The sequence below is a fragment of the Terrabacter tumescens genome, from assembly GCF_014646815.1.
Taxonomy (GTDB): Bacteria; Actinomycetota; Actinomycetes; order Actinomycetales; family Dermatophilaceae; genus Terrabacter; species Terrabacter tumescens.
In genome coordinates, this window is record NZ_BMNZ01000005.1 from 33,948 (window position 1) to 56,708 (window position 22,761).

The following is a 22,761-nucleotide window of genomic DNA, read 5'->3' on the forward strand; positions in this document are numbered from 1 at the left end:
AGCACCATGCCGAGCCATTGACCCTCGTCACGACGACTGCATACGGTGGCCGGATGGAGCTGGCCCGGTCCGCGCACACCGACACCTTCTGCCGCGACAACCTCCCCCCGCAGCAGCTGTGGCCACAGTTCCGCTTCGACCTGCCCGATGTGCAGTATCCCGAGCGGCTCAACTGCGCCGTGGAGCTGCTCGACCGGGTCATCGAGCAGCACAGCGCCGACCGTCCGTGCCTTCGGAGTCCCGACGGCACGATCTGGACCTACGGCGACCTGTTTGCCCGGGCCAACCAGGTCGCCAACACGCTCGTCATCGACCACGACCTCCAGCCCGGCAACCGGGTGATGCTCCGCGGGCCCAACAACCTGTGGCTGGCGGCGACGTGGTTCGGCGTGCTCAAGGCAGGGGGCGTCGTGGTGCCGACGATGCCGTTGCTGCGCCCCAAGGAGCTCTCGACCATGGGTGAGATCGGCCAGTTCACGCTGGCCGTCTGCGACGCCCGCTTCGTCGACGACCTCGCGGCGTCCGGCATCCCCGACCTCAGGATCATCGAGTACGGCGGCGACTCCCCCGACGACCTGACCCGCACGAGCGCCCGGCACGCCGAGACGTTCGACAACGTCGACACCTCCGCCGACGACGTCTCCATGCTCGCCTTCACCTCCGGCACGACGGGCCGTCCCAAGGCGACGATGCACTTCCACCGCGACGTGCTGGCCAACGCCGACACGTTCAGCAAGCACGTCCTGCGCCCGACGATGGACGACGTCTTCACCGGCACCCCGCCCATCGCCTTCACCTTCGGGCTCGGGGGGCTCATCGTCTTCCCGCTGCGCGTGGGGGCCTCCACCCTGCTCGTGGAGAAGGCGACCCCCGACCAGCTCGCCGACCTCGTCGCCGAGCACGGCGTGACGATCTGCTTCACCGCCCCCACCGCCTATCGGGCGATGATCGCCTCCGGCAACGTCGACAAGCTGCGCACCCTGCGCCGGGCGGTCTCGGCGGGCGAGCACCTGCCGGTCGCGACGTGGCAGGCCTTCAAGGACGCGACCGGTGTCGAGCTCATCGACGGAATTGGCTCGACGGAGATGCTGCACATCTTCATCTCCTCGGCCGACGAGGAGATCCGCCCCGGGGCGACCGGCAGGCCGGTCCCCGGCTACCGCGCCAAGGTCATCGACGTCGACGGCGGCGATGCGCCCGACGGGGAGCCGGGTCGGCTGGCGGTCCAGGGCCCGACCGGCTGCCGCTACCTCGCCGACGAGCGGCAGACCGTCTACGTCCAGGACGGCTGGAACATCACCGGCGACACCTTCATCCGCGACCGGGACGGCTACTTCTGGTACCAGGCGCGCAGCGACGACATGATCGTCAGCTCCGGCTACAACATCAGCGGGCCGGAGGTGGAGGAGGCGATCGCCACCCACCCCGACGTGCTCGAGTGCGCCGTCGTCGGAGCTCCCGACGAGGCCCGCGGCCGCGTCGTCAAGGCGTACATCGTCCTCAAGGGGGGCCTGGACTCCGTGCCGACCGAGGAGGCCCGGGCAGCCAAGGTCACGCAGATCCAGGACCATGTCAAGGGAGCCATCGCGCCGTACAAGTACCCGCGCCAGATCGAGTTCCTCCCGGCGCTGCCCCGCACGTCGACCGGCAAGGTGCAGCGCTTCCGACTGCGACGCAGCGCAGCTGCCGAGTCCGCGCCCGGGACCCCCGACACGCCGCTCAGAGGGGCATGAAGCGGCCACCGTTGACATCGAGCACGACGCCGGTGATGTAGGAGGACTCCGCCGAGGCGAGGAAGAGCACCGGGTCGACGATCTCGCGCAGCTCGGGGAAGCGGTCGAGCGGGATGGCGTCGAGCACCTCCCGCCGCCCCGCCTCCGGCATCTCGTCGTACATCTGCTGCAGCCGCCCGGTGAGGAAGAGGCCCGGCGCCACGGCGTTGACCCGGATGCCCCGTGGCCCCACCTCCCGCGCGAGACGCCTCGTGAGGCCCACGACGGCGGCCTTGGACGCGGCATACGGCACGCCGGTGACGGGCGACGGCTGCCGCCCGCCGATTGAGCTGACCGTGACAATGGCACCGCCCCGCTCCATGTGCTCGAGCGCGGCCTGCGCGCAGTAGAAGGTGCCCTTGACGTTGACGTCGACGACGAGGTCGACGTGCTCCTCGGTGATCTCGTCGAGTCCCTTGGGCGTGCCGAGCGAGCCGCCGGCGAGGGTCACGAGCACGTCGACGCGGCCCAGGTCGCTCACGACCCGCGACATGACCTCGGCCACCTCAGCGCGCGAGGCGACGTCAGCGGCATACGCCATCGCCCGCGTGCCGCTCACCGCGCTGATCTCGGAGGCGAGGCCAGCCGCAGCCTCCTGCAAGGCGGGGACGTCGATCACCGCGACGTCGGCGCCCGCGGCCGCGAAGCCCTCGCACACGGCCCGGCCGATGCCTCCAGCCCCGCCGGTGACGACGACGGCACTGCTCGCGAACCGACGCTCTCGCGACATCATTCCTCATTCCGTTCTGTTGACGACCGTCCGGAATACAACATAGCCTTGGCTTCGCTCCAGGACAATGACAACGCACGCCCCATCGGAGGTCCACGTGAAGATCGCGGTCATCGGCGGTGGGCCGGGAGGCCTCTACTTCTCGGTCCTCGCCAAGCAGCTCGACCCCAGCCACGAGATCACCGTCTGGGAGCGGAACGCCCCCGACGACACCTTCGGCTTCGGCGTCGTCTTCTCCGACGAGACGCTCGGTGGCATCGAGCACGCCGACCCGGCGATCCACGCCGCGATGGAGGCGGAGTTCGCCCGCTGGGACGACATCGACGTGCACTTCCGCGGACAGACGATCACCAGCGGGGGACACGGCTTCGCGGCGATGACCCGCAAGCGTCTGCTCGAGCTGCTCCAAGCCCGCGCAGCGGAGCTCGACATCACGGTGCACTTCCGCGCAGAGGCGCCGGACGCCGACGAGCTCGCCGCGACGCACGACCTCGTCCTCGCCTCCGACGGCCTCAACTCGCTCGTGCGCACCAAGCACTCCGACGAGTTCCGCCCGACCCTCGACGCGCGCAAGTGCAAATACATGTGGCTCGCGACCGACCTGGTCTTCGACGCGTTCAAGTTCTACATCCTCGAGACGCCGTGGGGCGTCATGCAGGTGCACGGCTACCCCTACGACGCGACGGGCAGCACCTTCATCATCGAGATGCACGAGGACGTCTGGCGCGCGGCCGGCTTCGCCGACTTCGACGACCGACAGTGGAAGCCCGGCGACTCCGACGAGCAGTCGATCGCCAAGGTCCGCGAGATCTGCGGCGAGATCCTCGACGGCTACCAGGTGATGTCCAACAACTCGCGCTGGATCACCTTCCGCACCGTGCGCAACGAGCACTGGCGCGCCGGCGAGCGCAACAACATCGTCATCCTCGGCGACGCGGCGCACACCGCGCACTTCTCGATCGGCTCGGGCACCAAGCTCGCCATGGAGGACGCCCTCGCCCTCGTGGCCTGCCTGCACGAGCACGACACGCTCGACGCGGCGCTCAGCGCCTACGAGGCCGAGCGCAAGCCGGTCGTGCTCTCGACCCAGCGCGCCGCTCAGGCCAGCCTGGAGTGGTTCGAGAGCCTGGGTCAGTACGTCGACCAGGATGCGGAGCAGTTCGCCTTCAACATCATGACCCGCAGCCGCCGCGTCACCCACGACAACCTCAGGGTGCGCGACCCCGAGTTCGTCGACCAGATGGACACGTGGTTCGCGAAGTCGACGCCCGGCTCCGAGAGCGGCGCGCCGCCGATGTTCCAGCCCTTCCGCCTCGGTGAGCTCGAGCTCGTCAACCGCGTCGTCGTGTCCCCGATGGACATGTATGCCGCCCACGGTGACGGCGTGCCCACCGACTTCCACCTCGCGCACCTCAGCGGGAAGGCCCTCGGCGGTGCCGGACTCGTCATGACCGAGATGGTCTGCACCTCGCCCGAGGGCCGGATCACCCCCGGCTGCACCGGCATCTGGAACGACGAGCAGACCCGGGCGTGGAAGCGCATCGTCGACGTCGTGCACCACGAGTCGGCGGGCAGGATCGGCATGCAGATCGGTCACTCGGGCCGCAAGGGCTCGACCAGGCTCATGTGGGAGGGCATCGACCAGCCGCTCGACGTCGGCAACTGGGAGGTCGTCGCGCCCTCGCCGCTGCCCTACAAGGAGGGCGTCAACCAGGTGCCGCGAGAGCTGAGCGCCGCCGACCTGGACGCCGTCAAGGCGGAGTTCGTCGGTGCTGCGGAGCGGGCCGTCGCGGCGGGCTTCGACCTCCTCGAGCTGCACTGCGCTCACGGCTACCTGCTCTCCTCCTTCATCTCGCCCGTGACCAACCAGCGCACCGACGACTACGGCGGCTCCCTCCAGAATCGGCTCCGCTTCCCGCTCGAGGTCTTCGCCGCGATGCGAGAGGTCGTCCCGGCTGCGACCCCGATGACGGTCCGCATCTCGGCGACGGACTGGGTCGAGGGCGGCATCACGGTCGACGACGCGTGCGAGATCGCCCAAGCCTTCAAGGACGCCGGCGCCGCAGCGATCGACGTCTCGACAGGGCAGGTGACCCCCGACGAGCAGCCGGCCTTCGGGCGCAGCTACCAGACACCCTTCTCCGACGCGATCCGCAACCGGGTCGGCATCCCGACCATCGCGGTCGGCATCATCAGCTCGTGGGACGACGTCAACTCGATCGTCCTCGCCGGCCGCGCTGACCTGTGCGCCGTGGGACGAGCGCACCTCTACGACCCCAACTGGACGCTCCACGCGGCCGTCGAGCAGGACTACGACGGCCCGGGCGCGGTCTGGCCGATGCCGTGGCGAGCCGGAAGGCGCCGGCCCCAGACCGGCCGCTCGGAGCTCGAGAAGCCGCGCCTGCAGCTCGTCCGCGAGGGCGCGCAGGGCAACCGGCACCGCAGGTGGCAGCCGAATGGCTGATGCGCCACAGCCCTCGGCGGTCCGGGCGCTCTGGGCGGCTCGGGGCGTCGCCGTGGTGGGCGTCAGCGACCGGCCCGGCTCGCTCGGGCAGCTGCCGGTGCGCTTCCTCGAGCGCTACGGCTACCACGGCCCCGTCGCGATCATCCACCCGTCCGGTGGGCAGGTCATGGGCCTGCCGAGCTACCGCAGCCTCCGGGCGGCGCCCGGTCCGGTCGACGTCGTCATGGTGCTCGTCGGCTCCGACCGCGTCGAGGCCGTCATCGACGACTGCATCGCCGCAGGCGTCGGCACGGCGATCATCTGCTCGAGCGGCTTCGCCGAGACCGGAGGGAAGGGCGCCGCGTTGCAGGAGCGCCTCGTCGCGAAGGCCCGCGCAGGCGGCGTGCGGCTGCTCGGCCCCAACTGCATCGGCACCGTCGGTGTCGCGGCCGGTCAGGTGACCTCCTTCTCGCCGCTCTTCTCCGGTGAGCAGACCGAGCTCGTGCCCGGCCCCATCGGCTTCGTCTCCCAGAGCGGGGCGCTCGGCTACGGCGCGGTGTCCCTCGCCTTCGAGCGGGGCCTCGGTCTGGGGTGGGTCGTCAACACGGGCAACGAGGCCGACATCAGCGCGGTCGAGGTCATGGCAGCCATGGCGGACGAGCCGGGGTGCCGCGGCATCCTCGCCTACGCCGAGTCGCTCGGCGACATCGCGGCCCTGCGCGCCGTCGTCGAGCGCGGAGTGCCGGTGGCCGTGCTCAAGGCGGGTCGCTCCGACGCCGGGGCCCGGGCCGCGGCCTCGCACACCGGCGCGCTCGCCGCCGGCGACCGAGTGGTCGGCGCGGCGCTGCGTCAGATCGGTGCCGTGCGGGTCGACGACGTCGACGAGCTGCTCGACGCCGGTGAGGTGATGACCTGCCCGCCGCTCGATGGCGGCCGCATCGCCGTCGTGACGACCTCAGGCGGGTCCGGCATCCTCGCGGCCGACGCGCTGGAGGGGCGCGGCCTCTCCCTCGCCGCCCTCCGCCCCGAGACGACGGCGGACCTCGACGAGATCGTCCCGGCCTTCGGCTCGACCGCCAACCCCGTCGACGTGACGGCATCGGTCATGAGCAACGGCGCCCTCTTCGACCGCACCCTCGACGCCATCGCCGACGACCCGGGCGTCGACGGCATCCTCGCGTGCTTCTGCGTGCTCACCGGCAAGGACGTCGACGACGTCGTCAGCTCGCTGTCCCGGGTCGCGCAGCGCAGCGGCAAGCCCGTCGTGGCGGTGCGCACCGGCGCAGACCACCTGGCGCCCCAGGCGAACGCGCAGATGCGAGCCGCGGGCATCCCCTGCTACCAGACCCCCGCACGCGCGGTCCGCGCACTCGCCGCGCTGCGCACGTTCAGCCGCGAGCGGCCGTCCTCGGCGGCGACGGCGCGGGCCGGACTCGAGGAGGCGCTCGACCGCGTGGAGCGGCCCTCTCCCGCCGCGCCGCGGCGGGGAGCCAGCGAGCAGGAGGTCAAGGACCTGCTTGCTGCGGCAGCCATCCCCGTGCCGGCGGGGCGCTTCGTCGACGGTCCCGAGGACGCTGCTCGCGTGGTCGAGGAGTGCGGCGGCGCTGCGGTCTTCAAGGCGGTGGTCCCGGGTCTCGTCCACAAGTCCGACGCGGGCGGCGTCGTCGTCGGCGTCACCGCCGACCGGGCAGGGACGGCATACGACCAGGTGGCCGGTCTCGGTGGCCGGGTGTGGGCCGAGGAGCTCGTCAGCGGCGGCGTCGAGGCTCTCGTGGGCTGCGCTCCGAGCCCCCTCGGACCGGTGCTCACCGTCGGCGTGGGCGGCGTGCTGACCGAGCTATTCAACGACGTCGCGCTGCGGCTGCTGCCCGTCACCGCCGACGAGGTGGAGCAGATGGTCGACGAGACACGCCTCGGCACGCTCTTGGCAGGGGTCCGTGGGGCGCCGCGAGCCGACCGTGCGGCCCTCGTCGAGGTCGTATGCCGCCTGGCGGAGCTCGTGGCCTCCTGGCCGACCGGCTTCGAGCTCGACCTCAACCCCGTCACGGTCCTGGCGGAGGGACGCGGCGTGCGGGTGCTCGACGCGGCCTACGTCGCGCCGGTCACCACGGACGCCGCGCATCCCGCCTGACACCCACCACTCGCACCGAAGGACACGACCCGCATGGACATCGGCACCCTCGTCACCAGAGCCGCCCACCGCTTCGGCGACCGGGTGGCGGTCGAAGGACCGGACGCCACCCATACGTTCGCCGCGCTGGGTGACCGCGTGACCCGGATCGCGAACGGTCTGCTCGCCCAGGGCCTGCGCCCCGGCGACCGGGTGCTCGACCTGCAGACGAACTCCACGGCATACCTCGAGACGGACCTCGCGATCCGGGCGGCCGGCCTCGTGCGGGCCGCGCTCAACTACCGCCTGCACCCGAGCGACTGGGAGCGCATCGCGCGCGACTCCGGGGCCCGCGGGCTCGTCTTCGCGGCGCAGTTCGCCGACGAGGTCACCGGCTTCCGCGACGAGATGGACGTCGTCGTGCAGTGCGGCACGCGCGGGGACGGATCGACCGGTGCGCTCACCCTCGAGGAGCTGGTCGAGGGTGCCTCGGGCTCCCCGCTGCCGGCGCTCGACCCGGACGCGCTCTGCGGTCTGCACTACTCGTCGGGCACGACCGGCCACCCCAAGGGCGCACAGCGCACCCACCGCAACTGGCTCGCGTCCGTCGTCAACATGACCCAGGACGTGCTCGGCGGCGTGCCTGACCCCGATGCGGACTGCTACGTCCATGCCGGTCCCATCACCCACACGTCGGGCCTCTTCGTGCTGCCCTTCCTCGTGGCCGGTGCGCGCCAGATCATCCTGCCGAGCTGGGACCCCGACACCTTCGTCGACGCCGTGCAGCACCGCGGCGCGACGCACACCGCGGTCGTGCCGACGATGGTGGCGCGGCTGCTCGCCGTCGACGGGATCAACCGCGAGAGGCTGTCGGGGCTGAAGATGCTCGGCTATGCCGGGGCGCCGATGCCTCCCGAGCAGATGCGACAGGCGTACGACCGCCTCACCCCCAACCTCGTGCAGTACTACGGCCTCGTCGAGGCGATCCCACCAGTCACGGTGCTCGACCGCGACCTGCACGCCCGCGGCCTGGCCGACGAGCCGACCCTGCTGTCGTCGGCCGGCAGACCGGCGCTCGGCGTCGAGCTGGCGGTCGTCGACCAGTCCGGGGCCATCGTCGCGCCGGGAGAGCCCGGCGAGATCGTGACGCGCGGCGACCACATCATGGCCGGCTACTGGAACGCCGCGTCACGCGAGGACCTGAGCAAGTCCGTCGTCGACGGCTGGCTGCACACCGGCGACCTCGGCCGGATGGACGAGGAGGGCAACCTCTGGCTCGTCGACCGCAAGGGCGACATGATCATCTCGGGCGGCTACAACATCTATCCCCGCGAGGTCGAGGATGTCGTCGCCGAGGTGCCGGGCGTGGCCGAGGTCGCCGTCGTCGGGGTCGCGGACGCGGACTGGGGGCAGCGCGTCGTCGCCCTCGTCACCGAGCTGCCGGGGCAGACGGTGGACACCGATGCCGTCCTGGAGCACTGTCGGTCCCGGATGGCGTCCTACAAGAAGCCGAAGGAGGTGCGGATAGTGGCCCAGTTCCCGCTCAACTCGACCGGCAAGATCGCCAAGAAGGTGCTCCGCGAGCAGCTCGACGCCGAAGCCGCGGGGGCCAAGGCAGCCGGAGCCGACCGATGAACGCCGATCCCAAGCTCGAGTCGGACTACGCACCCGAAGGCTCGGAACGACCCGGCGAGTTCCCTTACACCCGAGGTGTTTCTGACGACCCCAAGCCGTGGATCATGGGGCAGTACGCCGGCTTCGGCACGCCCCGCGAGTCCAACGAGCGCTTCCGCAAGCTGCTCGAGGCTGGGGTCACCGGCTTCTCCGTCGCGATGGACCTGCCGACCCAGATGGGCATCGACTCTGACGACCCGCGGGCCGCGGGTGAGGTCGGGCGCGTCGGGGTGGCGATCGACTCGCTCGCCGACATCGAGATCCTCATGGATGGCATCCCGCTCGAGGAGATCAGCCAGGTCCGCACGACGGCCAACTCGATCGGCTACGTCTGGGCAGCCCTCTTCGTCGCACTTGCAGAGAAGCGGGACGTCGACCCAAACGCGTTCGGCATGTTCATCCAGAACGACGTGCTCAAGGAGTTCATCGCCCGCGGCACCCAGATCTTCCCGCCCGAGCCGTCGCTGCGCCTCGCCGTCGACTGCATCGAGTACTGCGCGGAGCACGTCCCCAACTGGACCCCGCTCGCGATGAGCGGCTACCACATCCGCGAGTCGGGCTCGTCCGCCACTCAGGAGATCGCCTTCACCTTCGCCAACGCCCGCGCCTACCTCGACGAGTGCGTGCGTCGCGGGGTCTCCGTCGACCAGGTGGCGCCGACGCTGTTCACCTTCCTTGCGATCACGACCGACGTGCTGCAGGAGGTCGCGAAGTTCCGCGCCGCCCGTCGCGTGTGGGCGCGCCTGATGCGAGATGTCTACGGGGCCAAGGACCCACGCTCGCAGCAGCTGCGGATCTTCGCCTTCACCGCCGGCTCGACGCTGACGGCGCAGCAACCGCTCAACAACGTCGTGCGCGCATCCGTCGAGGCGATGACCGCGGCGCTCGCCGGCGTGCAGACGATGCATGTCTCTGCCTATGACGAGGCGCTCGGAGTGCCGACGGAGTCGGCTGCGACGCTCGCGCTGCGAACTCAGCAGGTGGTGGCCTTCGAGACCGGACTGACGACGACGCTCGACCCCTTCGGCGGGTCATATGCCGTGGAGTCCCTCACCGATGAACTCGAGTCCTCGATCTGGGATCTCCTCGAGCTGATCGAGGACAAGGGCGGTGCGCTCGCAGCGATCGAGTCGGGTGAGTTCGCCCGCGAGCTGTCGGAGGCCGCCTACGACCTGGCACTCTCGATCGAAAGCGGAAGGCGGACAGTCGTCGGCGTGAACCGCTTCCCCTCCCCTGCCGAGCCGCTCGAGGTCTTCCGGATCGACCCGTCGGCCGAGCAAGGACAGATTGACGCGGTGCGCGCGATGCGGGCCGAGCGCGACCAGGTGGCGGTGGACTCGGCACTGGCCCGACTGCGCGAAGACGTCGCGGCGGGTCGTTCGGTCATGCCGGCGACGATCGCCGCGGTCCAGGCGTACGCGACAATCGGCGAGGTCGTCGACGTGCTGCGGGACGCCTTCGGCGGCTGGACCCCCTCGTCCGCCTTCTGATCCCGGGCCGCGCCACGATCAACCTGGTGCGTCGAACGCTCGGGCGGACCACGCAGCTGGGGTGGTGAACCGGGCACTGGAGTGTCGTCGTTGGCGGTTGTGCCAGATCTCGACGTCGTCAAACATCGCGTTGGCCAGCTCGATCCGAGTCGTCCAGCGTTGACCTCTCTCCACCCGCACCACGCCCCGCTCGAGTTCCACATCCTTGCGCCGCAGCTCGAGCACCTCGCCGATGCGCATGGCGCACCACGAGCAGAGCAGCGCGGTCGCCCGACGGTTCTCGGGAAGTGCGTCGACGATGATCCGCGGCTCCTCGATGGTCGCGGGCCGGATGTCTCGGGCTCGGGGTGCGTTCGATGCCGAACGGATGCGGCACGGATTGACGATCAGATTCTCGTCGGCCACCGCCGTGTTGAGGATCGCCTTCAAGAGCGCGTAGGCCCGAGCGTCGATGGTGGGCGTGTGCTCGTCCAGAGAGACCCACCATCGCCGCACGTGAGACGGAGTGGCCGACCCGTGCCATCGAATGAGCTGCCGGCCGGGTCGGCCGTGCACGTCGTGCGATCCACGTGCGATCCCGGAGTGACTTCTCGCACTTCCAGTCCATCTCTGTCCACGCCACGCAACCGGCCCCATGTCCGCGGAACCGCGGGTCAGGCGCACTATCGAGGGGTTCAAGCACCGAGCTGGCGAGGGGACTCGAACCCCTAACCGCCTGTTTACAAGACAGGTGCGCTACCAATTGCGCCACGCCAGCACGTCCCCGGTCGACGCCGCGGACGGGCGAAAGCGTAACCGAGCCCGACGGCATACGCCCAAACCGACGGCACCCGGAACGAGAGGACGGCCCCGCGCAACCCAGGGGTTGGTCGCGCGAGGCCGTCCGGCTCAGTTGTATCAGGAACTCAGGGCAGACGCAGCGTCTGACCCACGAAGATGAGATTCGGGTTGGTGACGCGAGCCCCGTTGGCCTTCCAGAGGGCCTTCCAGCCGCCGGCCACGTGGTAGCGGGCGGCGAGCTTGCCGAGGGTGTCGCCGCTGCGCACGGTGACCTTGGCGCCCTTGCCGGCGTTGGTCGTCGCCGGCTTGGCCGCGTAGGTCTTCTTCTTCGAGACCGTCTTCTTCTTGGACGTCGTGCTCGTGCTCGCCAGGGGCTTGCGCGTCGTCGAGCGCGAGACGGCCGTCGTCGAGGCACCGCCGTTGGAGCGGGTCAGGCCGGCACGCTTCGAGCAGACGGGCCAGGCGCCCGGCCCCTGCGACGCGAGCACGCGCTGCGCGATCGCGATCTGCTCGGCCTTGGTGGCGAGGTCGGCGCGCGAGGCGTAGGCGCCGCCGCCGAAGCCGCGCCACGTGCTCGAGCTGAACTGCAGGCCGCCGTAGTAGCCGTTGCCGGTGTTGATGTGCCAGTTGCCGCCCGACTCACACGCGGCGACCGAGTCCCACACGGAGGCGGCCTTGGCCGACCCTGCGGTGGTGATGCCTGCGGCGATGGTCGCGGCTCCAGCGATTCCGACTCCCGCAAGACGCTGCTTGACCGAGATCTTCTTGGCGGCAGCGTGCTTGGACATGTACTGCATGGGGTTTTCCTTCCTGACGCGCGCCTGCGGGGTTAGCTGTCGGGTTGGGGCGTCAGGTGCCCTGTCGCAGTAGCGACTTCACCCCCAGGCCAGATCTCGTCCTCTTGTCATGCGCTCGAACACACATGCACTCACTGGCCACACTGGGTCCCCCGTCCTCGCCCGGCCCACGGGTGTGGGCTACATCCCTGGCTGGCGAGGCTCGGCGCGCTCAGGGAACGGATTCAATGGGTGTCCATGTGAAGTTGTGGGAGCGTTCGTGTGGAGCCGGACGCGACGAAGCGAGCCGGGAACCCATCCATGCAGTGCCCGTTCCGACCCGGAGGCCGGTGCTGCCGAGCACTGACGGTACGTGAGGTCGAAGCGCCGCACAACCCAAGTCGAGACACTTCCGTGATCTTTTTCCCAGCAGATCTCAGGGGCTGATGCGCTAGTAGCACAGCAGGCGCACAGAGGCCGCCGGTGACACGCACAGACGCCCCCCAGAACCCCCCGCGCGACCGCCACCGCCGTGTCGGCTCGCAGCACGGCGGACCCTGCCGTCAGCGGACCGCGTCGCTCACGCCCCGAAGGGGTTGCCGGAGAAGGGGTTCCACGTGATGCTCTGGCCGTTCTGCAGCGCGACGAGTGCTGCCGCGATGCCCGCGACGACCAGGAGCCCGGCGACGATCTGGGACGCGAGGCCCGCCGGCACGACGCGCCGCGCGATCGAGCGGGACCCGCGCCGCAGCGAGGCACCACCGGGACCCCACCACAGCATGAGCATCCCGAGGACGCCGCCGACCGCCAGGGTGATCGGCGCACCCGGGCCGAGGTCGGTGCCCTGGGTGCCCGCGAGCAGCAGGGCGCCGGCGAAGATGCCCGCGAGCGCCACGGCGACGGGCAGCAGCATCCCCACGGCCGTCGCGATGACGCCGAGGACGAGGTGCCAGGGACTGGAGACGACGGCGAACGGCACGTCGCTGCGGCGCCGCCCGTAGTCGTAGCGCCGCAGCACGAGCGCCGTCACCGAGCGGTCCGTGGCGCGCGCCAGCACCGACAGCCCGGTCAGCACGAGGATCGCGATGCCGGGCCAGGCCATGAGGGCACCGACCCAGGCGGCACCGAACGCGGCGAGCAGCCCCGTGCGCATGGGCATGCCGATGCGCGGGTCGCCCTCGCGCTGCTCGGGTTCCTCCTCGGCCCACTCCTCGTCGGCCCAGTAGCCGTCCGCCGGAGCGTGCCCGGCCTCCCCCTCGTCGTCCCAGTGGTCGTATGCCGTGGGCTCGGGGGCACGCGGGCCGGTCGGGGGCGGGGCCCACCGCACCTGCGCGTCGGTCGCGGGCTGAGCAGGAGGGTAGGCGGGCGGGTAGGCCGTGGGGTTGACCGTGGGCTGGACCGCGGTCGGCGCGACGTGCGGCAGGACGGCCGTGCTGCCGCCCTGGACGACCTGGGTCTCCCCCGGCACGGCGCCGACCCGGCCGTCGTCCCACGGGGTGCCGCTCGGCGTCGGGACCGTCGCGGCGTGGCCGGCGGCGTAGAGCTCGAGGGCGGCGATGACCTCGTCGGCGTGCGGTCGGCGCCGCGGGTCGGGCGACAGGGACGCCCGGAGCAGCGGGACGAGGCGCGGGTCGACACCGTCGAGATCGACGTCGCCGGCGCGGACGCGGGTGAGAACCGCGTCCATGCGGGCGCGGCCGAACGGCGGACGGCCCGACGCGGCATACGTGATCGTGGCCGCCCAGCCCCACCAGTCGGTGGCGTCGGTGATCGCGGCGCCCTCGACGAGCTCGGGTGAGAGGTAGCCCGGGGTGCCCATGACGAGCCCCCCGACGGTGTGGCGCACGTCGTCCTGCAGGTGCGCGATGCCGAAGTCGATGAGCACGGGGTCGCCGTCCTCGAGCAGGACGTTGCCCGGCTTGATGTCGCGGTGGACGACGCCGCACGCGTGGATGGCCCGGATCGCCTCGGCGATGCCGCGCGCGAGACGCAGCAGGTCGGCGGGCGCGAGGGGCCCGTGGTCCTCGACGACCTCGTCGAGCGCCGGACCGGGCACGTAGCGGGTGACGATGTAGGGGCGCGGGGCCATGACGTCGGCGTCGATGACGCTGGCGACGCGGGCGTCGCGGATGCGCGAGAGCGTGTCGACCTCGCGCGAGAGCCGCTGGCGCGCGTCGGTGTCGTGCGCGACGTGCGCGCGCAGCACCTTGATGGCGACCGCCCGGCCACGCGGGTCGAGGGCGAGGTGCACGACCCCCATGCCGCCCTCGCCGATCTCCTCGATGAGGCGGTAGGGGCCGATCCGCTGCTGGCCGGGGATGCCACCGGGAGCGGGACCGCCGGGACGCTGCGAGACGGGCACGCCGCCCGTGCGCGCGCCGGGCCGAGGGGCGGGCACCCGCTCGGTCCGGTCGTACGCAGTCATGTGCCTACGGTATGCGACGGGCAGCCGCCAGCCCCAACGTCGCGGCAGCGCGCCGCGAAGTGTCCTGCTTCGTCCCGGTCTGCCCGGGTGGTCAGCTGCTGATGTAGTCCCGCAGCTGGTCGCGCTCGGACTGCAGCTCGGACAGGCGGTGCTTGACGATGTCGCCGATGCTGACGATGGCGGCCAGCCTGCCGTCGGCGTCGACGATGGGCACGTGGCGCACCCGCAGCTCGGTCATCGTGCCTGCGAGGTCGGCGATGTTGTCGCCGGCCGACCCGGTGGTGACCTCGCTCGTCATGATCTGCGATACCGGCGCCTCGAGCACCCCCGTGCCACTGCTGTGCAGGTGGCTCACGACGTCGCGCTCGCTGACGATGCCGTCGATGCTCGAGCCGTCCGTGCTGACCACCACGGCGCCGATGCGGTGCTCGGTCAACAGGTCGAGCAGGGTGGACACGGTCTCGTCGGGCTTGATGGTGATGACCTCGCTGCCCTTGTTGCGCAGCACGTCGGAAACCTTCACGGCGACTCCTTCACCTCGGCGCGATGCCCCTCGGGCGGCGCACCCGCGCCGCCAGAGATGCCCTGACTCGACCCTAGAACGGGACCGCACCGGGCGCCACCGTTCGCTCGTTAGAGTGGGACCGATCGTCCCTCCAGCAGCAGGAGTTGATTGCGTGCCGACCCCTCGGCCGACCTACGACCTCGTCATCGCCGCGAACCGACTTCCCGTCGACAAGGTCGTCGGAGACGACGGCGAGGTCGAGTGGCGGCGCAGCCCCGGCGGCCTCGTCACGGCCATGGAGTCGGTGATGCGCTCCCAGCCCGGTGCCTGGGTGGGCTGGGCCGGCGACGCCGGCGAGGCGCCCGAGCCCTTCGACGAGGACGGCATCCACCTGCACCCCGTGCCGCTGTCGGCCGAGGAGGTGCGCGACTACTACGAGGGCTTCTCCAACGACACCCTCTGGCCGATCTACCACGACGTCATCGTGCCGGCGACCTTCCACCGCGAGTGGTGGTCGAGCTACCAGGCCGTCAACCAGCGTTTCGCCGAGGCTGTCGCCGAGGTCGCCGCCGAGGGCGCCACGGTCTGGGTGCAGGACTACCAGCTGCAGCTCGTCCCGACGCTGCTGCGAAAGCTGCGCCCCGACGTGCGCATCGGCTGGTTCAACCACATCCCCTTCCCGCCCGTCGAGCTCTTCGCCCAGCTGCCGTGGCGCGCCCAGCTGCTCGAGGGCCTGCTCGGCGCCGACTTCCTCGGCTTCCAGCGCCAGGCCGATGCCCGCAACTTCGTCCGAGCGTGCCGGCAGCTGCTCGGCGCGCAGACCAAGCGCGACCGCGTCACCGTCGAGGGCTCGCGCCGCCAGGTCCGGGCCGCCGCGATCCCGATCTCCGTCGACTTCCAAGGCCTGGAGGAGCTCGCCAAGCGTCCTGACGTCATGGCCCGCGCACGAGAGATCCGCGCGAGCCTCGGCGACCCCGAGGTCCTCATGCTCGGCGTCGACCGGCTCGACTACACCAAGGGCATCCGGCACCGGCTCAAGGCCTACGAGGAGCTGCTCTCCGAGCGGCGCATCGGACCGCCCGAGGTCACCCTCGTGCAGGTGGCGACGCCCAGCCGCGAGCGCGTCGACGCGTACCGCCTGCTGCGCGGCGAGATCGAGCAGACGGTCGGGCGCATCAACGGCGAGCTCGGCAAGATCGGCGCACCCGCCGTGCACTACCTGCACCACTCCTACCCGCGCGAGGAGATGGCGGCGCTCTTCCAGGCCGCCGACGTCATGCTCGTCACGCCACTGCGCGACGGGATGAACCTCGTCGCCAAGGAGTACGTCACGTGCCGCCACGACCTCGGCGGCGCGCTCGTGCTCTCGGAGTTCACCGGGGCCTGGCACGAGCTGCACCAGGCCTTTGCCTGCAACCCGCACGACATCGAGGGGCTCAAGCAGACGATCCTGCGGGCCATCAACACGCCGGCCAAGGACAAGCAGCGGATCATGAAGGCGCTTCGGCGCCGGGTGTCCGACCACGACGTCCAGCGGTGGGCGGCCCGCTACCTCGCCGCCCTGGCCGCGGCGCCCGAGCTCCCCCAGCCCGAGCCGCGCAACCCGCCCACCCCGCACGCGCAGGAGACGCCGCTCATGCCCGCCCCCAACGAGTCCCGGTCGGCCTCGAGCGGGTCCCGCTCATGAGCGCCGTCGCCCCGGTCGAGGAGGCGCTCGAGCGGGCCGCCACGACGCGCCCCCTGCTCGTGGCCACCGACTACGACGGCGTGCTCGCGCCGTTCGACGCCGACCCGATGCAGGCGACCCCCGTCCCCGGCGCCGTCGACACGCTGCGCTCGCTCGCAGCGCTGCCGGGCGTGCACGTCGCCGTCGTCTCGGGGCGCGACCTCGTGACGCTGCGCACCCTCACCGAGATCGGGGACGACGAGCCGATCGTCCTCATCGGGAGCCACGGCGCCGAGTCCTCGAGCGCGGCCGTGCGCGAGGCCATGGAGGCCGCCGCAGTCACGCCCGAGGACGAGGTGACCCTGGCCGAGCTGCGCTCCGACATCGAGGCGCTCGTCAAGGAGCACCACTCCGAGGCCCACATCGAGCTGAAGTCCGCGGCCGTCGTCGTCCACGTGCGCGGCCTGCCGCGCGAGGTCGGTGACGCCGCGATCGCCGACGCCCGACGCGTCGCGCTCGACCACCCGGGCGTCAAGGTGCTGAAGGGCAAGTCGGTGCTCGAACTGTCGGTCTCGCACGCCGACAAGGGCTCTGCCGTCACGGCGCTCGGCCGGCATGTCGATGCCGTCGCGCGCGTCTACCTCGGCGACGACGTCACCGACGAGGACGCCTTCACCCGCATGCGCCGGCCCGACGACCTCACGGTCAAGGTCGGCACCGGCTCGACCGCGGCCCGCTACCGCGTCGCCGACGAGCCCGCCGCCGCGGCCCTGCTGACGCGCCTGCAAGAGCTCTGCTCGGCCGCGCACGTCTCGGGCTGACGGGCGCGACCGCGCCACCCGGCATACGCGGGCCTCCCACTTCCCCGCCCCGGCGGAGTAGTCGAGGCGGGACGGGGCGTATGCCGTCAGGCGGGGTCGGGCGCGCGGCCTCAGTGCCGCCGGACGGCGCCCGTCGAACCGCGCACGACGAGCTCGGGACGGAAGACGTACTCCGCTCGCGGAGAAGGCTGCCCGGCGATCTCGTCCAGCAGGGCCCGCACCGTGGCAGCGCTCATGGCGTTGACGCTCTGGCGCACCGTGGTCAGCGGCGGGTCGGTGAAGGCGATGAGCGTCGAGTCGTCGTAGCCGACCACCGAGAAGTCCCGCGGCACGTTGAGACCACGCTTGCGCGCCTCGCGGATCGCGCCGAGAGCCATGAGGTCCGAGCCGCACACGACGGCGGTGGCGCCACGGTCGAGCAGACGCCCGGCCGCGGTGGCCCCACCCTCGACGGAGAAGAGCGAGCGCTCGATGAGGTCGTCGACGTCCGAGCGGCCGGTGAGCTCCTGCATCGAGTGCCGGAAGCCGGCGATCTTGCGGATGACCGGGACGTAGCGGTCCGGACCGACGGCCAGGCCGATCTCGCGGTGGCCGAGGCTGACGAGGTGCTCGAGCGCGAGCCCCATCGAGGCGACGTCGTCGTTGCTGATGAACGGCGCGTCGACGCCCTCGATGTAGCCGTTGACGAGGACGAGCGGCAGGTTGCGGTCGCGCAGGGCGATGTAGCGGTCCGGGTCGGTCGTCGTGTCGGCGTGCAGGCCGGAGATGAAGATGATGCCGGCCACCCCCCGCTCGAGGAGCATCTGGACGTAGTCGTCCTCGTGCACCCCGCCGGCCACCTGGGTGCAGAGCACCGGCGTGTAGCCGTTCTGGGCCAGGGAGTTCTCGATGATCTGCGCGAACGCCGGGAAGATCGGGTTGGTCAGCTCGGGCACGATGAGGCCGACGAGCCCGGCGCTCTTGCGGCGCAAGCGACTCGGCCGGTCGTAGCCGAGCACGTCGAGCGCCGTCAGCACCGCCTGGCGCGTCGACTCAGCCACCCCGGGCTTGCCGTTGAGCACGCGCGACACCGTCGCCTCGGAGACGCTCGCCTGGTCGGCGATGTCACGCAGTCGTGCCTTCACGTCACCTCACCCTTCGTCGCACGTGGCGTGGACCGTCGTCGGTGGGGCGCCACGTCCAGATCGACACGGCCGGCCCCGAGGCGCTCAGTGTGACAGCCCGCTTGCGCACCTTGGGCGCCGGTCCGTACAGCGAGGAGCCGGACGCGACGCCGTCGAGGTGTCGCGGGTCGAGGACGACCGGCTCGTGAGCCGCTCGGGCCACGTGCACGAGGGCCACCTCGTCGAGCGTCTCGCGCAGGTAGACCATCGCGTCGCCCTCGGCGTGCACCCACCGCAGACCGCCGCGACGCAGCGCGACCGAGCGCTGGCGCGCCGAGATCAGGCCGCGGTAGACCTCGAGCGTGTCTGCGTCCCAAGCGCTCTCGTCCCACGGCATCGGGCGGCGGCCGTCCTCGCCGAAGGTGCCCTCCATCCCGATCTCGTCGCCGTAGGTCATCATCGGCATCGACGGGAACGTCATGAGCAGGCCCGCGGCCACCTCGACGGACTCGGCACCGACGAGCGTGCGGATGCGCGGCACGTCGTGCGAGCCGACGAGGTTGAATGAGTGCACGAGCGACTGCCACGAGATGCGCGACGTGAAGTCGCGCATCGTGTCGACGACAGCCCCGGCGTCCAGCAGCGGCAGGCGAACCGGGGCGCCGAGGAAGCGCGGGTCCTTGGGCTCCCGGCGCAGCCAGGTCCACGCCGGCTTGCAAAAGCCGGCGTAGTTCATGACGCCGTGCCAGCCGTCGCCGGGCATGTCGGGCGTGTAGTCGTGGAAGTGCTCCCCGACGAGCAGTGCGTCGGGCGCGATGCGTCCCATGACGTCACGCATCTGGCGCGCCACGTCGTGGTTGACGTCGGTGGCGCGCCACCGACCCGTCATGTTCGCGACGTCGACCCGCCACCCGTCGAGCCCGCCCGACCGGCCGAGCCACTTGCGGACGACCCCCTGGGGGTCCTCGAAGATGCGGTGGCGCAGGGCGGCGTTGAGGTGGTTGAGCTTCGGCAGGGACGGGACGCCGAGCCACGCGACGTAGGTGCCGTCCTCCCAGATGTAGTAGTCCCGCTCGGGCGTGTTCCTGCCGCCGGGGCCGGCTGCCTTGAGGAACCACTCGTGGGCGTTGCCCGTGTGGTTCGTCGTGAAGTCGCCCATCACCTTCATGCCGCGCTCGTGCGCCGCCTTGGTGAGTCGGCGCAGCGCCGGGGCACCGCCGAGGAGCTCGTCGATCTGCTCGAAGGACGACGCGTCGTAGCGGTGGTTGGACCGGGCCGGGAAGAACGGCGTCATGTAGACGACGTCGATGCCGAGGGACTCGAGGTGGTCGAGGTGCTCGGTGATGCCGTCGAGGTCGCCGCCGTAGAGCTGGTGCGCGACTCCCGTGGGGCTGAGGTCGACCGGGTCGGTCCAGGCGGCCGGGATCGCCCACTCGGGCGTCTCGTGGTTGTCGGCGCCCTTCGAGCGCGCGAAGCGGTCGGGGAAGATCTGGTAGACGACACACCCCAGCGCCCACTCCGGCGGCGGGCTCGCGTGGGCGACGAGGCGGAAGTCGCTCGCGTCGGGCACGTCCCGCTCGTGGACGCCGGTCCCGTTGAGCCACTGGTACTTCGTCGGACCGCCGGTGAGCAGGAAGCGGTAGTTCGTGACGGGGTTGTGGCACGTCAGCGTCGCGCGCCACCAGGCGTCGACCGAGGTCGTACGCACCTTGCGGGCCACCGTGAACGTGGCCTCGCCGTCGGGCGCGGTGCGCACGTGCACCGCCTCGACGTCCGCCTCGAGGGGCACGCGGACGAGCACGTCGACGCGGTCACCGAGACGGGGCGCCTGGTTGGAGACGTACCGCCCCGACCCGTCGTGGTGCGGCTGGCTGAGCCACGTCTCATGGCGGGTCGGGGCAGGGCTCACTTGACGGATCCCGTGGTGAGGCCGCCGACGAGCTGACGCTGGAAGGCCAGGTAGAGCAGCATGACGGGGATCGAGCCGAGCAGGGCGCCGGCGGTGAACCGCCCGAAGAGGGTGTTCGCGTCGTTGCCGAGCGTCATGCCGTAGAGGCCGACACCCAGCGTCTGCTGGTCGACGTCGGTCAGGAAGACGCTGGCGAGCATGAACTCGCCGTAGAGCCCGACGAAGACGAGCATGAACACCGTGACGAGGATCGGCATGACGAGGCGCAGCGTCATCGTGAAGAAGATGCGGGCGTGGCTCGCGCCGTCGACGATCGCGGCCTCGTCGAGCTCGCGCGGGACCGTGTCGAAGTAGCCCTTGAGCAGCCACACGTTGGCACCGAGCGCGCCACCGAGGTAGGCGAGGATCAGGCCGGTCGTGGTGTTGAGGCCGAAGGCCGGCAGCACGTCACCGATGCCCGCGAAGATGATGTACGTCGCGACGATGGCGAGCAGCGCCGGGAAGAACGTCGTCAGCAGCAGGAACATCATGCCGCCGCGCCGGCCCTTGAACCGCAGGCGCGAGAAGGCGAACGCCGCGCACGCCCCGATGAAGACCGCCCCGAGCGCCCCGACGAGCGAGATGATCATCGAGTTCTTGTACCAGGTCCAGAACGGGCGCGAGCTGTCGTTGAACAGGTCCGTGAAGTTCTTCGTGGAGAAGCCCGACGGCCAGAGACTGGCCGTGTTGAGCGTGCCGCTCGGGTTGGTCGCGGCCGAGTAGATGAACAGGATCGGGAAGAGCGCCCACATCAGGGCGAGGATGCCCAGGGCGTGGCGCCACCACACCGACCCGCCGAGGCCACCGCGCTTGGGCGAGGGAGGGGTCGGGGCGCCGGTCTGCTGCTCGACGCGCGCGTCGATGCGTGGGTCGGCGGGGAGCGGAGCATTCACGGTCGACATCAGTTGACCTCCTCGAGGGCCTTGGTGCGGCGGAAGCCCGGGATGCTCATCAGCGCCACGAGCAGGAAGATGATGACGGACACCGCGGCGGCGAAGCCGTAGTTGGGCGCGCTGCCGGAGAAGGCCAGGCGGAACGCATACGTGATGAGCAGGTCGCTCGAGCCGATGCTCGTGTCGGCGCCGTTGAACGGGCCGCCCTTGGTGAGCAGGTAGATGAGCCCGAAGTTGTTGAAGTTGAAGGCGAACGACGCGAGGAGCAGCGGCCCGACGGCGACGAGGAGCAGCGGCATGATGATCGACCGCAGCGTCCGGAAGGCGTTGGCGCCGTCGATGGTCGCCGCCTCACGCACGTCCTGCGGGATCGACTGCAGCGCGCCCGTGCACACGATGAACATGTAGGGGAAGCCGAGCCACAGGTTCGTGATGAGGATCGCGGCCTTGGCTCCTGCGGAGGTGCCCAGCCAGTCGACACCCAGGCCCAGCGTCTGGTTGATGATGCCGTAGTCCTGGTTGAACATGCCCTTCCACACGAGCGCCGTGACGAAGCCGGGAAGCGCGTACGGGAGGATCAGCAGAGATCGGTAGACGGCCTTGCCGCGCAGCCTCGGGTCGTTGAAGAGCAGCGCGATGAGCATGCCCAGCAGGAACGTCGAGAGCACCGAGACGATGGCGAAGACGACGTTCCAGACGAAGATGCCGAGGAAGCCGCTGCGGATCGTCGGGTCGGTGAAGATGCGGGTGTAGTTGGCGAGGCCGACGCTCTCCTTCCAGCCCTGCGGGAAGCTGACGGTCGGGTCGGCGACGTTGACCCACCGGGCGTCCTTCGGCGCATACACGGTCGGTGGCTGCGTGGACGAGTCGGTGAGCTTGTCTGCGTTGGCGTCGTAGGTGACGGTGGCGCGGCCCTCGAAGGCCTCTGAGAGGCCGACGGGCTTGATGCCGCCACCGTCGGTCGTCGGCACGGCGATGGCGGAGAGGTCCTTGCTCCGGGCGTTGGCCTGCCGCGCGTTGAGGATCGTGTAGCCGGGCGCCTTGGTGATCTTGCCGACCGGCGTCTTCTCGACGCCGGTCGCCGGCAGCGGCTGCAGCCCCGTCTTGTCGCCGACGAACGGCGAGCCGTCCGGCTTGGTCAGCAGCAGCACGAGGTCGGCGGTGGTGGGGTCGCCACCCTCCTTGGTCGCGACCGACATCTTGTAGCGGGGGGTGTCCGCGACCTCCCGCACCGACTGGGCGATGATGTCGGAGACCGACTCCTCCTTGCTGTAGAGGTGGCCGTCGCCGTAGTTCGTCGTCGACAGGCTCGCGGTGTAGAGCACCGGCCACAGCTGGAAGAGGGTCATGAAGAGCAGACCCGGCACGAGGTACTTCAGGGGGACGGCTCGGCGCGTCGCGTAGACGGCGAGGATCCCCATCCCCACGAGTCCCGCGATGACGACCGCCATCGTGTTGCCGGCCTGGGCGAGCTTGGTGGCGACCCACAGGATGCCGGCCATCGTCGCGACGATGAGAACCCACTTGATCGCGAGCGCGAGGGGCTTGGTCATGTGACACGTCCTTTTGCGCCGGACCGGCGCCGTTGCCGTAGATGCACGAAGGGGAGCCCCGAAGGAGCTCCC

Annotated in this window: 16 protein-coding genes, 1 tRNA gene and 1 riboswitch; of the genes, 7 read left to right on the forward strand and 10 right to left on the reverse strand. The window is 70.8% G+C overall.

What is annotated here, in order from left to right; translation table 11 throughout:
- Nucleotides 1-53: 53 nt before the first annotated feature.
- Entirely contained in the window at nucleotides 54-1,733 is a 1,680-nt protein-coding gene (locus tag IEY30_RS13320) for an AMP-binding protein (RefSeq protein WP_030199805.1), read from the forward strand.
- On the opposite strand, the gene IEY30_RS13325 is transcribed toward IEY30_RS13320, so the two are convergent.
- Nucleotides 1,720-2,502: an SDR family NAD(P)-dependent oxidoreductase gene (locus IEY30_RS13325; protein ID WP_030199804.1), complete on the reverse strand. Its 783-nt coding sequence runs from the start codon at nucleotides 2,500-2,502 to the stop codon at nucleotides 1,720-1,722. The two genes, IEY30_RS13320 and IEY30_RS13325, sit on opposite strands and share 14 nt — an antisense overlap.
- Before the next feature lie 97 nt (nucleotides 2,503-2,599).
- Here IEY30_RS13325 and IEY30_RS13330 point away from each other — a divergent pair, with 97 nt between their 5' ends.
- From IEY30_RS13330 to IEY30_RS13345, 4 genes are read left to right on the forward strand one after another with little or no spacing between them, the layout of a single operon-like run.
- Nucleotides 2,600-4,966 (forward strand): bifunctional salicylyl-CoA 5-hydroxylase/oxidoreductase, encoded by a 2,367-nt coding sequence (locus IEY30_RS13330; RefSeq protein WP_030199802.1) that lies wholly within the window; start codon nucleotides 2,600-2,602, stop codon nucleotides 4,964-4,966.
- Nucleotides 4,959-7,076: an acetate--CoA ligase family protein gene (locus IEY30_RS13335; protein WP_030199799.1), complete on the forward strand. Its 2,118-nt coding sequence runs from the start codon at nucleotides 4,959-4,961 to the stop codon at nucleotides 7,074-7,076. The genes IEY30_RS13330 and IEY30_RS13335 overlap by 8 nt, the downstream gene beginning before the upstream one ends.
- A 33-nt stretch (nucleotides 7,077-7,109) precedes the next feature.
- Complete coding sequence (locus tag IEY30_RS13340; RefSeq protein ID WP_052358611.1) at nucleotides 7,110-8,690, forward strand: class I adenylate-forming enzyme family protein; 1,581 nt, start codon at nucleotides 7,110-7,112, stop codon at nucleotides 8,688-8,690.
- Nucleotides 8,687-10,219 carry an acyl-CoA mutase large subunit family protein gene (locus IEY30_RS13345; RefSeq protein WP_052358610.1) on the forward strand — a complete coding sequence of 511 codons (1,533 nt, stop codon included), beginning with the start codon at nucleotides 8,687-8,689 and terminating at the stop codon, nucleotides 10,217-10,219. The genes IEY30_RS13340 and IEY30_RS13345 overlap by 4 nt, the downstream gene beginning before the upstream one ends.
- Nucleotides 10,220-10,237: 18 nt before the next feature.
- Here IEY30_RS13345 and IEY30_RS13350 read toward each other — a convergent pair whose 3' ends face one another.
- The 5 genes from IEY30_RS13350 to IEY30_RS13370 all read right to left on the reverse strand — a co-directional run bounded on the left by IEY30_RS13350 (nucleotide 10,238) and on the right by IEY30_RS13370 (nucleotide 14,723).
- Entirely contained in the window at nucleotides 10,238-10,774 is a 537-nt protein-coding gene (locus IEY30_RS13350) for a site-specific integrase (RefSeq protein WP_229674999.1), read from the reverse strand.
- A gap of 129 nt (nucleotides 10,775-10,903) precedes the next feature.
- Nucleotides 10,904-10,976 (reverse strand) — tRNA-Thr (locus IEY30_RS13355).
- Nucleotides 10,977-11,124: 148 nt separating this feature from the next.
- A complete protein-coding gene (locus tag IEY30_RS13360) occupies nucleotides 11,125-11,796 on the reverse strand; it encodes a LysM peptidoglycan-binding domain-containing protein (protein ID WP_030199784.1) in 672 nt (223 codons plus the stop codon).
- A 4-nt stretch (nucleotides 11,797-11,800) separates the two neighbouring features.
- Nucleotides 11,801-11,988: riboswitch (cyclic di-AMP (ydaO/yuaA leader) on the reverse strand.
- Between the two features lie 367 nt (nucleotides 11,989-12,355).
- Nucleotides 12,356-14,200: a serine/threonine-protein kinase gene (locus tag IEY30_RS13365; RefSeq protein WP_030199782.1), complete on the reverse strand. Its 1,845-nt coding sequence runs from the start codon at nucleotides 14,198-14,200 to the stop codon at nucleotides 12,356-12,358.
- A gap of 91 nt (nucleotides 14,201-14,291) precedes the next feature.
- Nucleotides 14,292-14,723 (reverse strand): CBS domain-containing protein, encoded by a 432-nt coding sequence (locus tag IEY30_RS13370; protein ID WP_030199780.1) that lies wholly within the window; start codon nucleotides 14,721-14,723, stop codon nucleotides 14,292-14,294.
- Nucleotides 14,724-14,877: 154 nt separating this feature from the next.
- On the opposite strand from IEY30_RS13370, the gene IEY30_RS13375 reads away from it, so the two are divergent.
- Complete coding sequence (locus tag IEY30_RS13375) at nucleotides 14,878-16,392, forward strand: alpha,alpha-trehalose-phosphate synthase (UDP-forming) (RefSeq protein ID WP_081920525.1); 1,515 nt, start codon at nucleotides 14,878-14,880, stop codon at nucleotides 16,390-16,392.
- Nucleotides 16,389-17,192 (forward strand): trehalose-phosphatase, encoded by an 804-nt coding sequence (gene otsB, locus IEY30_RS13380; protein WP_030199773.1) that lies wholly within the window; start codon nucleotides 16,389-16,391, stop codon nucleotides 17,190-17,192. Before IEY30_RS13375 ends, otsB begins: the two co-directional genes overlap by 4 nt.
- A 110-nt stretch (nucleotides 17,193-17,302) precedes the next feature.
- On the opposite strand, the gene IEY30_RS13385 is transcribed toward otsB, so the two are convergent.
- Genes IEY30_RS13385 through IEY30_RS13400 form a run of 4 tightly spaced genes read right to left on the reverse strand, consistent with a single transcriptional unit; the run spans nucleotide 17,303 to nucleotide 22,689 of the window.
- On the reverse strand, nucleotides 17,303-18,316 hold the full coding sequence (locus IEY30_RS13385; protein WP_030199769.1) for a LacI family DNA-binding transcriptional regulator: 1,014 nt from the start codon (nucleotides 18,314-18,316) through the stop codon (nucleotides 17,303-17,305).
- Nucleotide 18,317: 1 nt separating this feature from the next.
- Nucleotides 18,318-20,204, reverse strand: coding sequence for a glycoside hydrolase family 13 protein (locus IEY30_RS13390; RefSeq protein WP_030199764.1), 1,887 nt, complete (start codon nucleotides 20,202-20,204; stop codon nucleotides 18,318-18,320).
- Nucleotides 20,201-21,145 (reverse strand): sugar ABC transporter permease, encoded by a 945-nt coding sequence (locus IEY30_RS13395; RefSeq protein WP_030199761.1) that lies wholly within the window; start codon nucleotides 21,143-21,145, stop codon nucleotides 20,201-20,203. Before IEY30_RS13395 ends, IEY30_RS13390 begins: the two co-directional genes overlap by 4 nt.
- Nucleotides 21,145-22,689: an ABC transporter permease subunit gene (locus IEY30_RS13400; RefSeq protein WP_030199759.1), complete on the reverse strand. Its 1,545-nt coding sequence runs from the start codon at nucleotides 22,687-22,689 to the stop codon at nucleotides 21,145-21,147. The genes IEY30_RS13395 and IEY30_RS13400 overlap by 1 nt, the downstream gene beginning before the upstream one ends.
- Nucleotides 22,690-22,761 lie beyond the last annotated feature (72 nt).

What these genes read in the sequence shown, in the direction of transcription:
- IEY30_RS13335 (WP_030199799.1), top strand. Translation starts at nt 4,959, where the DNA reads ATGGCTGATGCGCCACAGCCCTCGGCGGTCCGGGCGCTCTGGGCGGCT.
- IEY30_RS13325 (WP_030199804.1), bottom strand. Translation starts at nt 2,502, where the DNA reads ATGTCGCGAGAGCGTCGGTTCGCGAGCAGTGCCGTCGTCGTCACCGGC.
- IEY30_RS13395 (WP_030199761.1), bottom strand. Translation starts at nt 21,145, where the DNA reads ATGTCGACCGTGAATGCTCCGCTCCCCGCCGACCCACGCATCGACGCG.
- IEY30_RS13320 (WP_030199805.1), top strand. Translation starts at nt 54, where the DNA reads ATGGAGCTGGCCCGGTCCGCGCACACCGACACCTTCTGCCGCGACAAC.
- IEY30_RS13360 (WP_030199784.1), bottom strand. Translation starts at nt 11,796, where the DNA reads ATGCAGTACATGTCCAAGCACGCTGCCGCCAAGAAGATCTCGGTCAAG.
- IEY30_RS13400 (WP_030199759.1), bottom strand. Translation starts at nt 22,689, where the DNA reads ATGACCAAGCCCCTCGCGCTCGCGATCAAGTGGGTTCTCATCGTCGCG.
- IEY30_RS13345 (WP_052358610.1), top strand. Translation starts at nt 8,687, where the DNA reads ATGAACGCCGATCCCAAGCTCGAGTCGGACTACGCACCCGAAGGCTCG.
- IEY30_RS13340 (WP_052358611.1), top strand. Translation starts at nt 7,110, where the DNA reads ATGGACATCGGCACCCTCGTCACCAGAGCCGCCCACCGCTTCGGCGAC.
- IEY30_RS13365 (WP_030199782.1), bottom strand. Translation starts at nt 14,200, where the DNA reads ATGACTGCGTACGACCGGACCGAGCGGGTGCCCGCCCCTCGGCCCGGC.
- otsB (WP_030199773.1), top strand. Translation starts at nt 16,389, where the DNA reads ATGAGCGCCGTCGCCCCGGTCGAGGAGGCGCTCGAGCGGGCCGCCACG.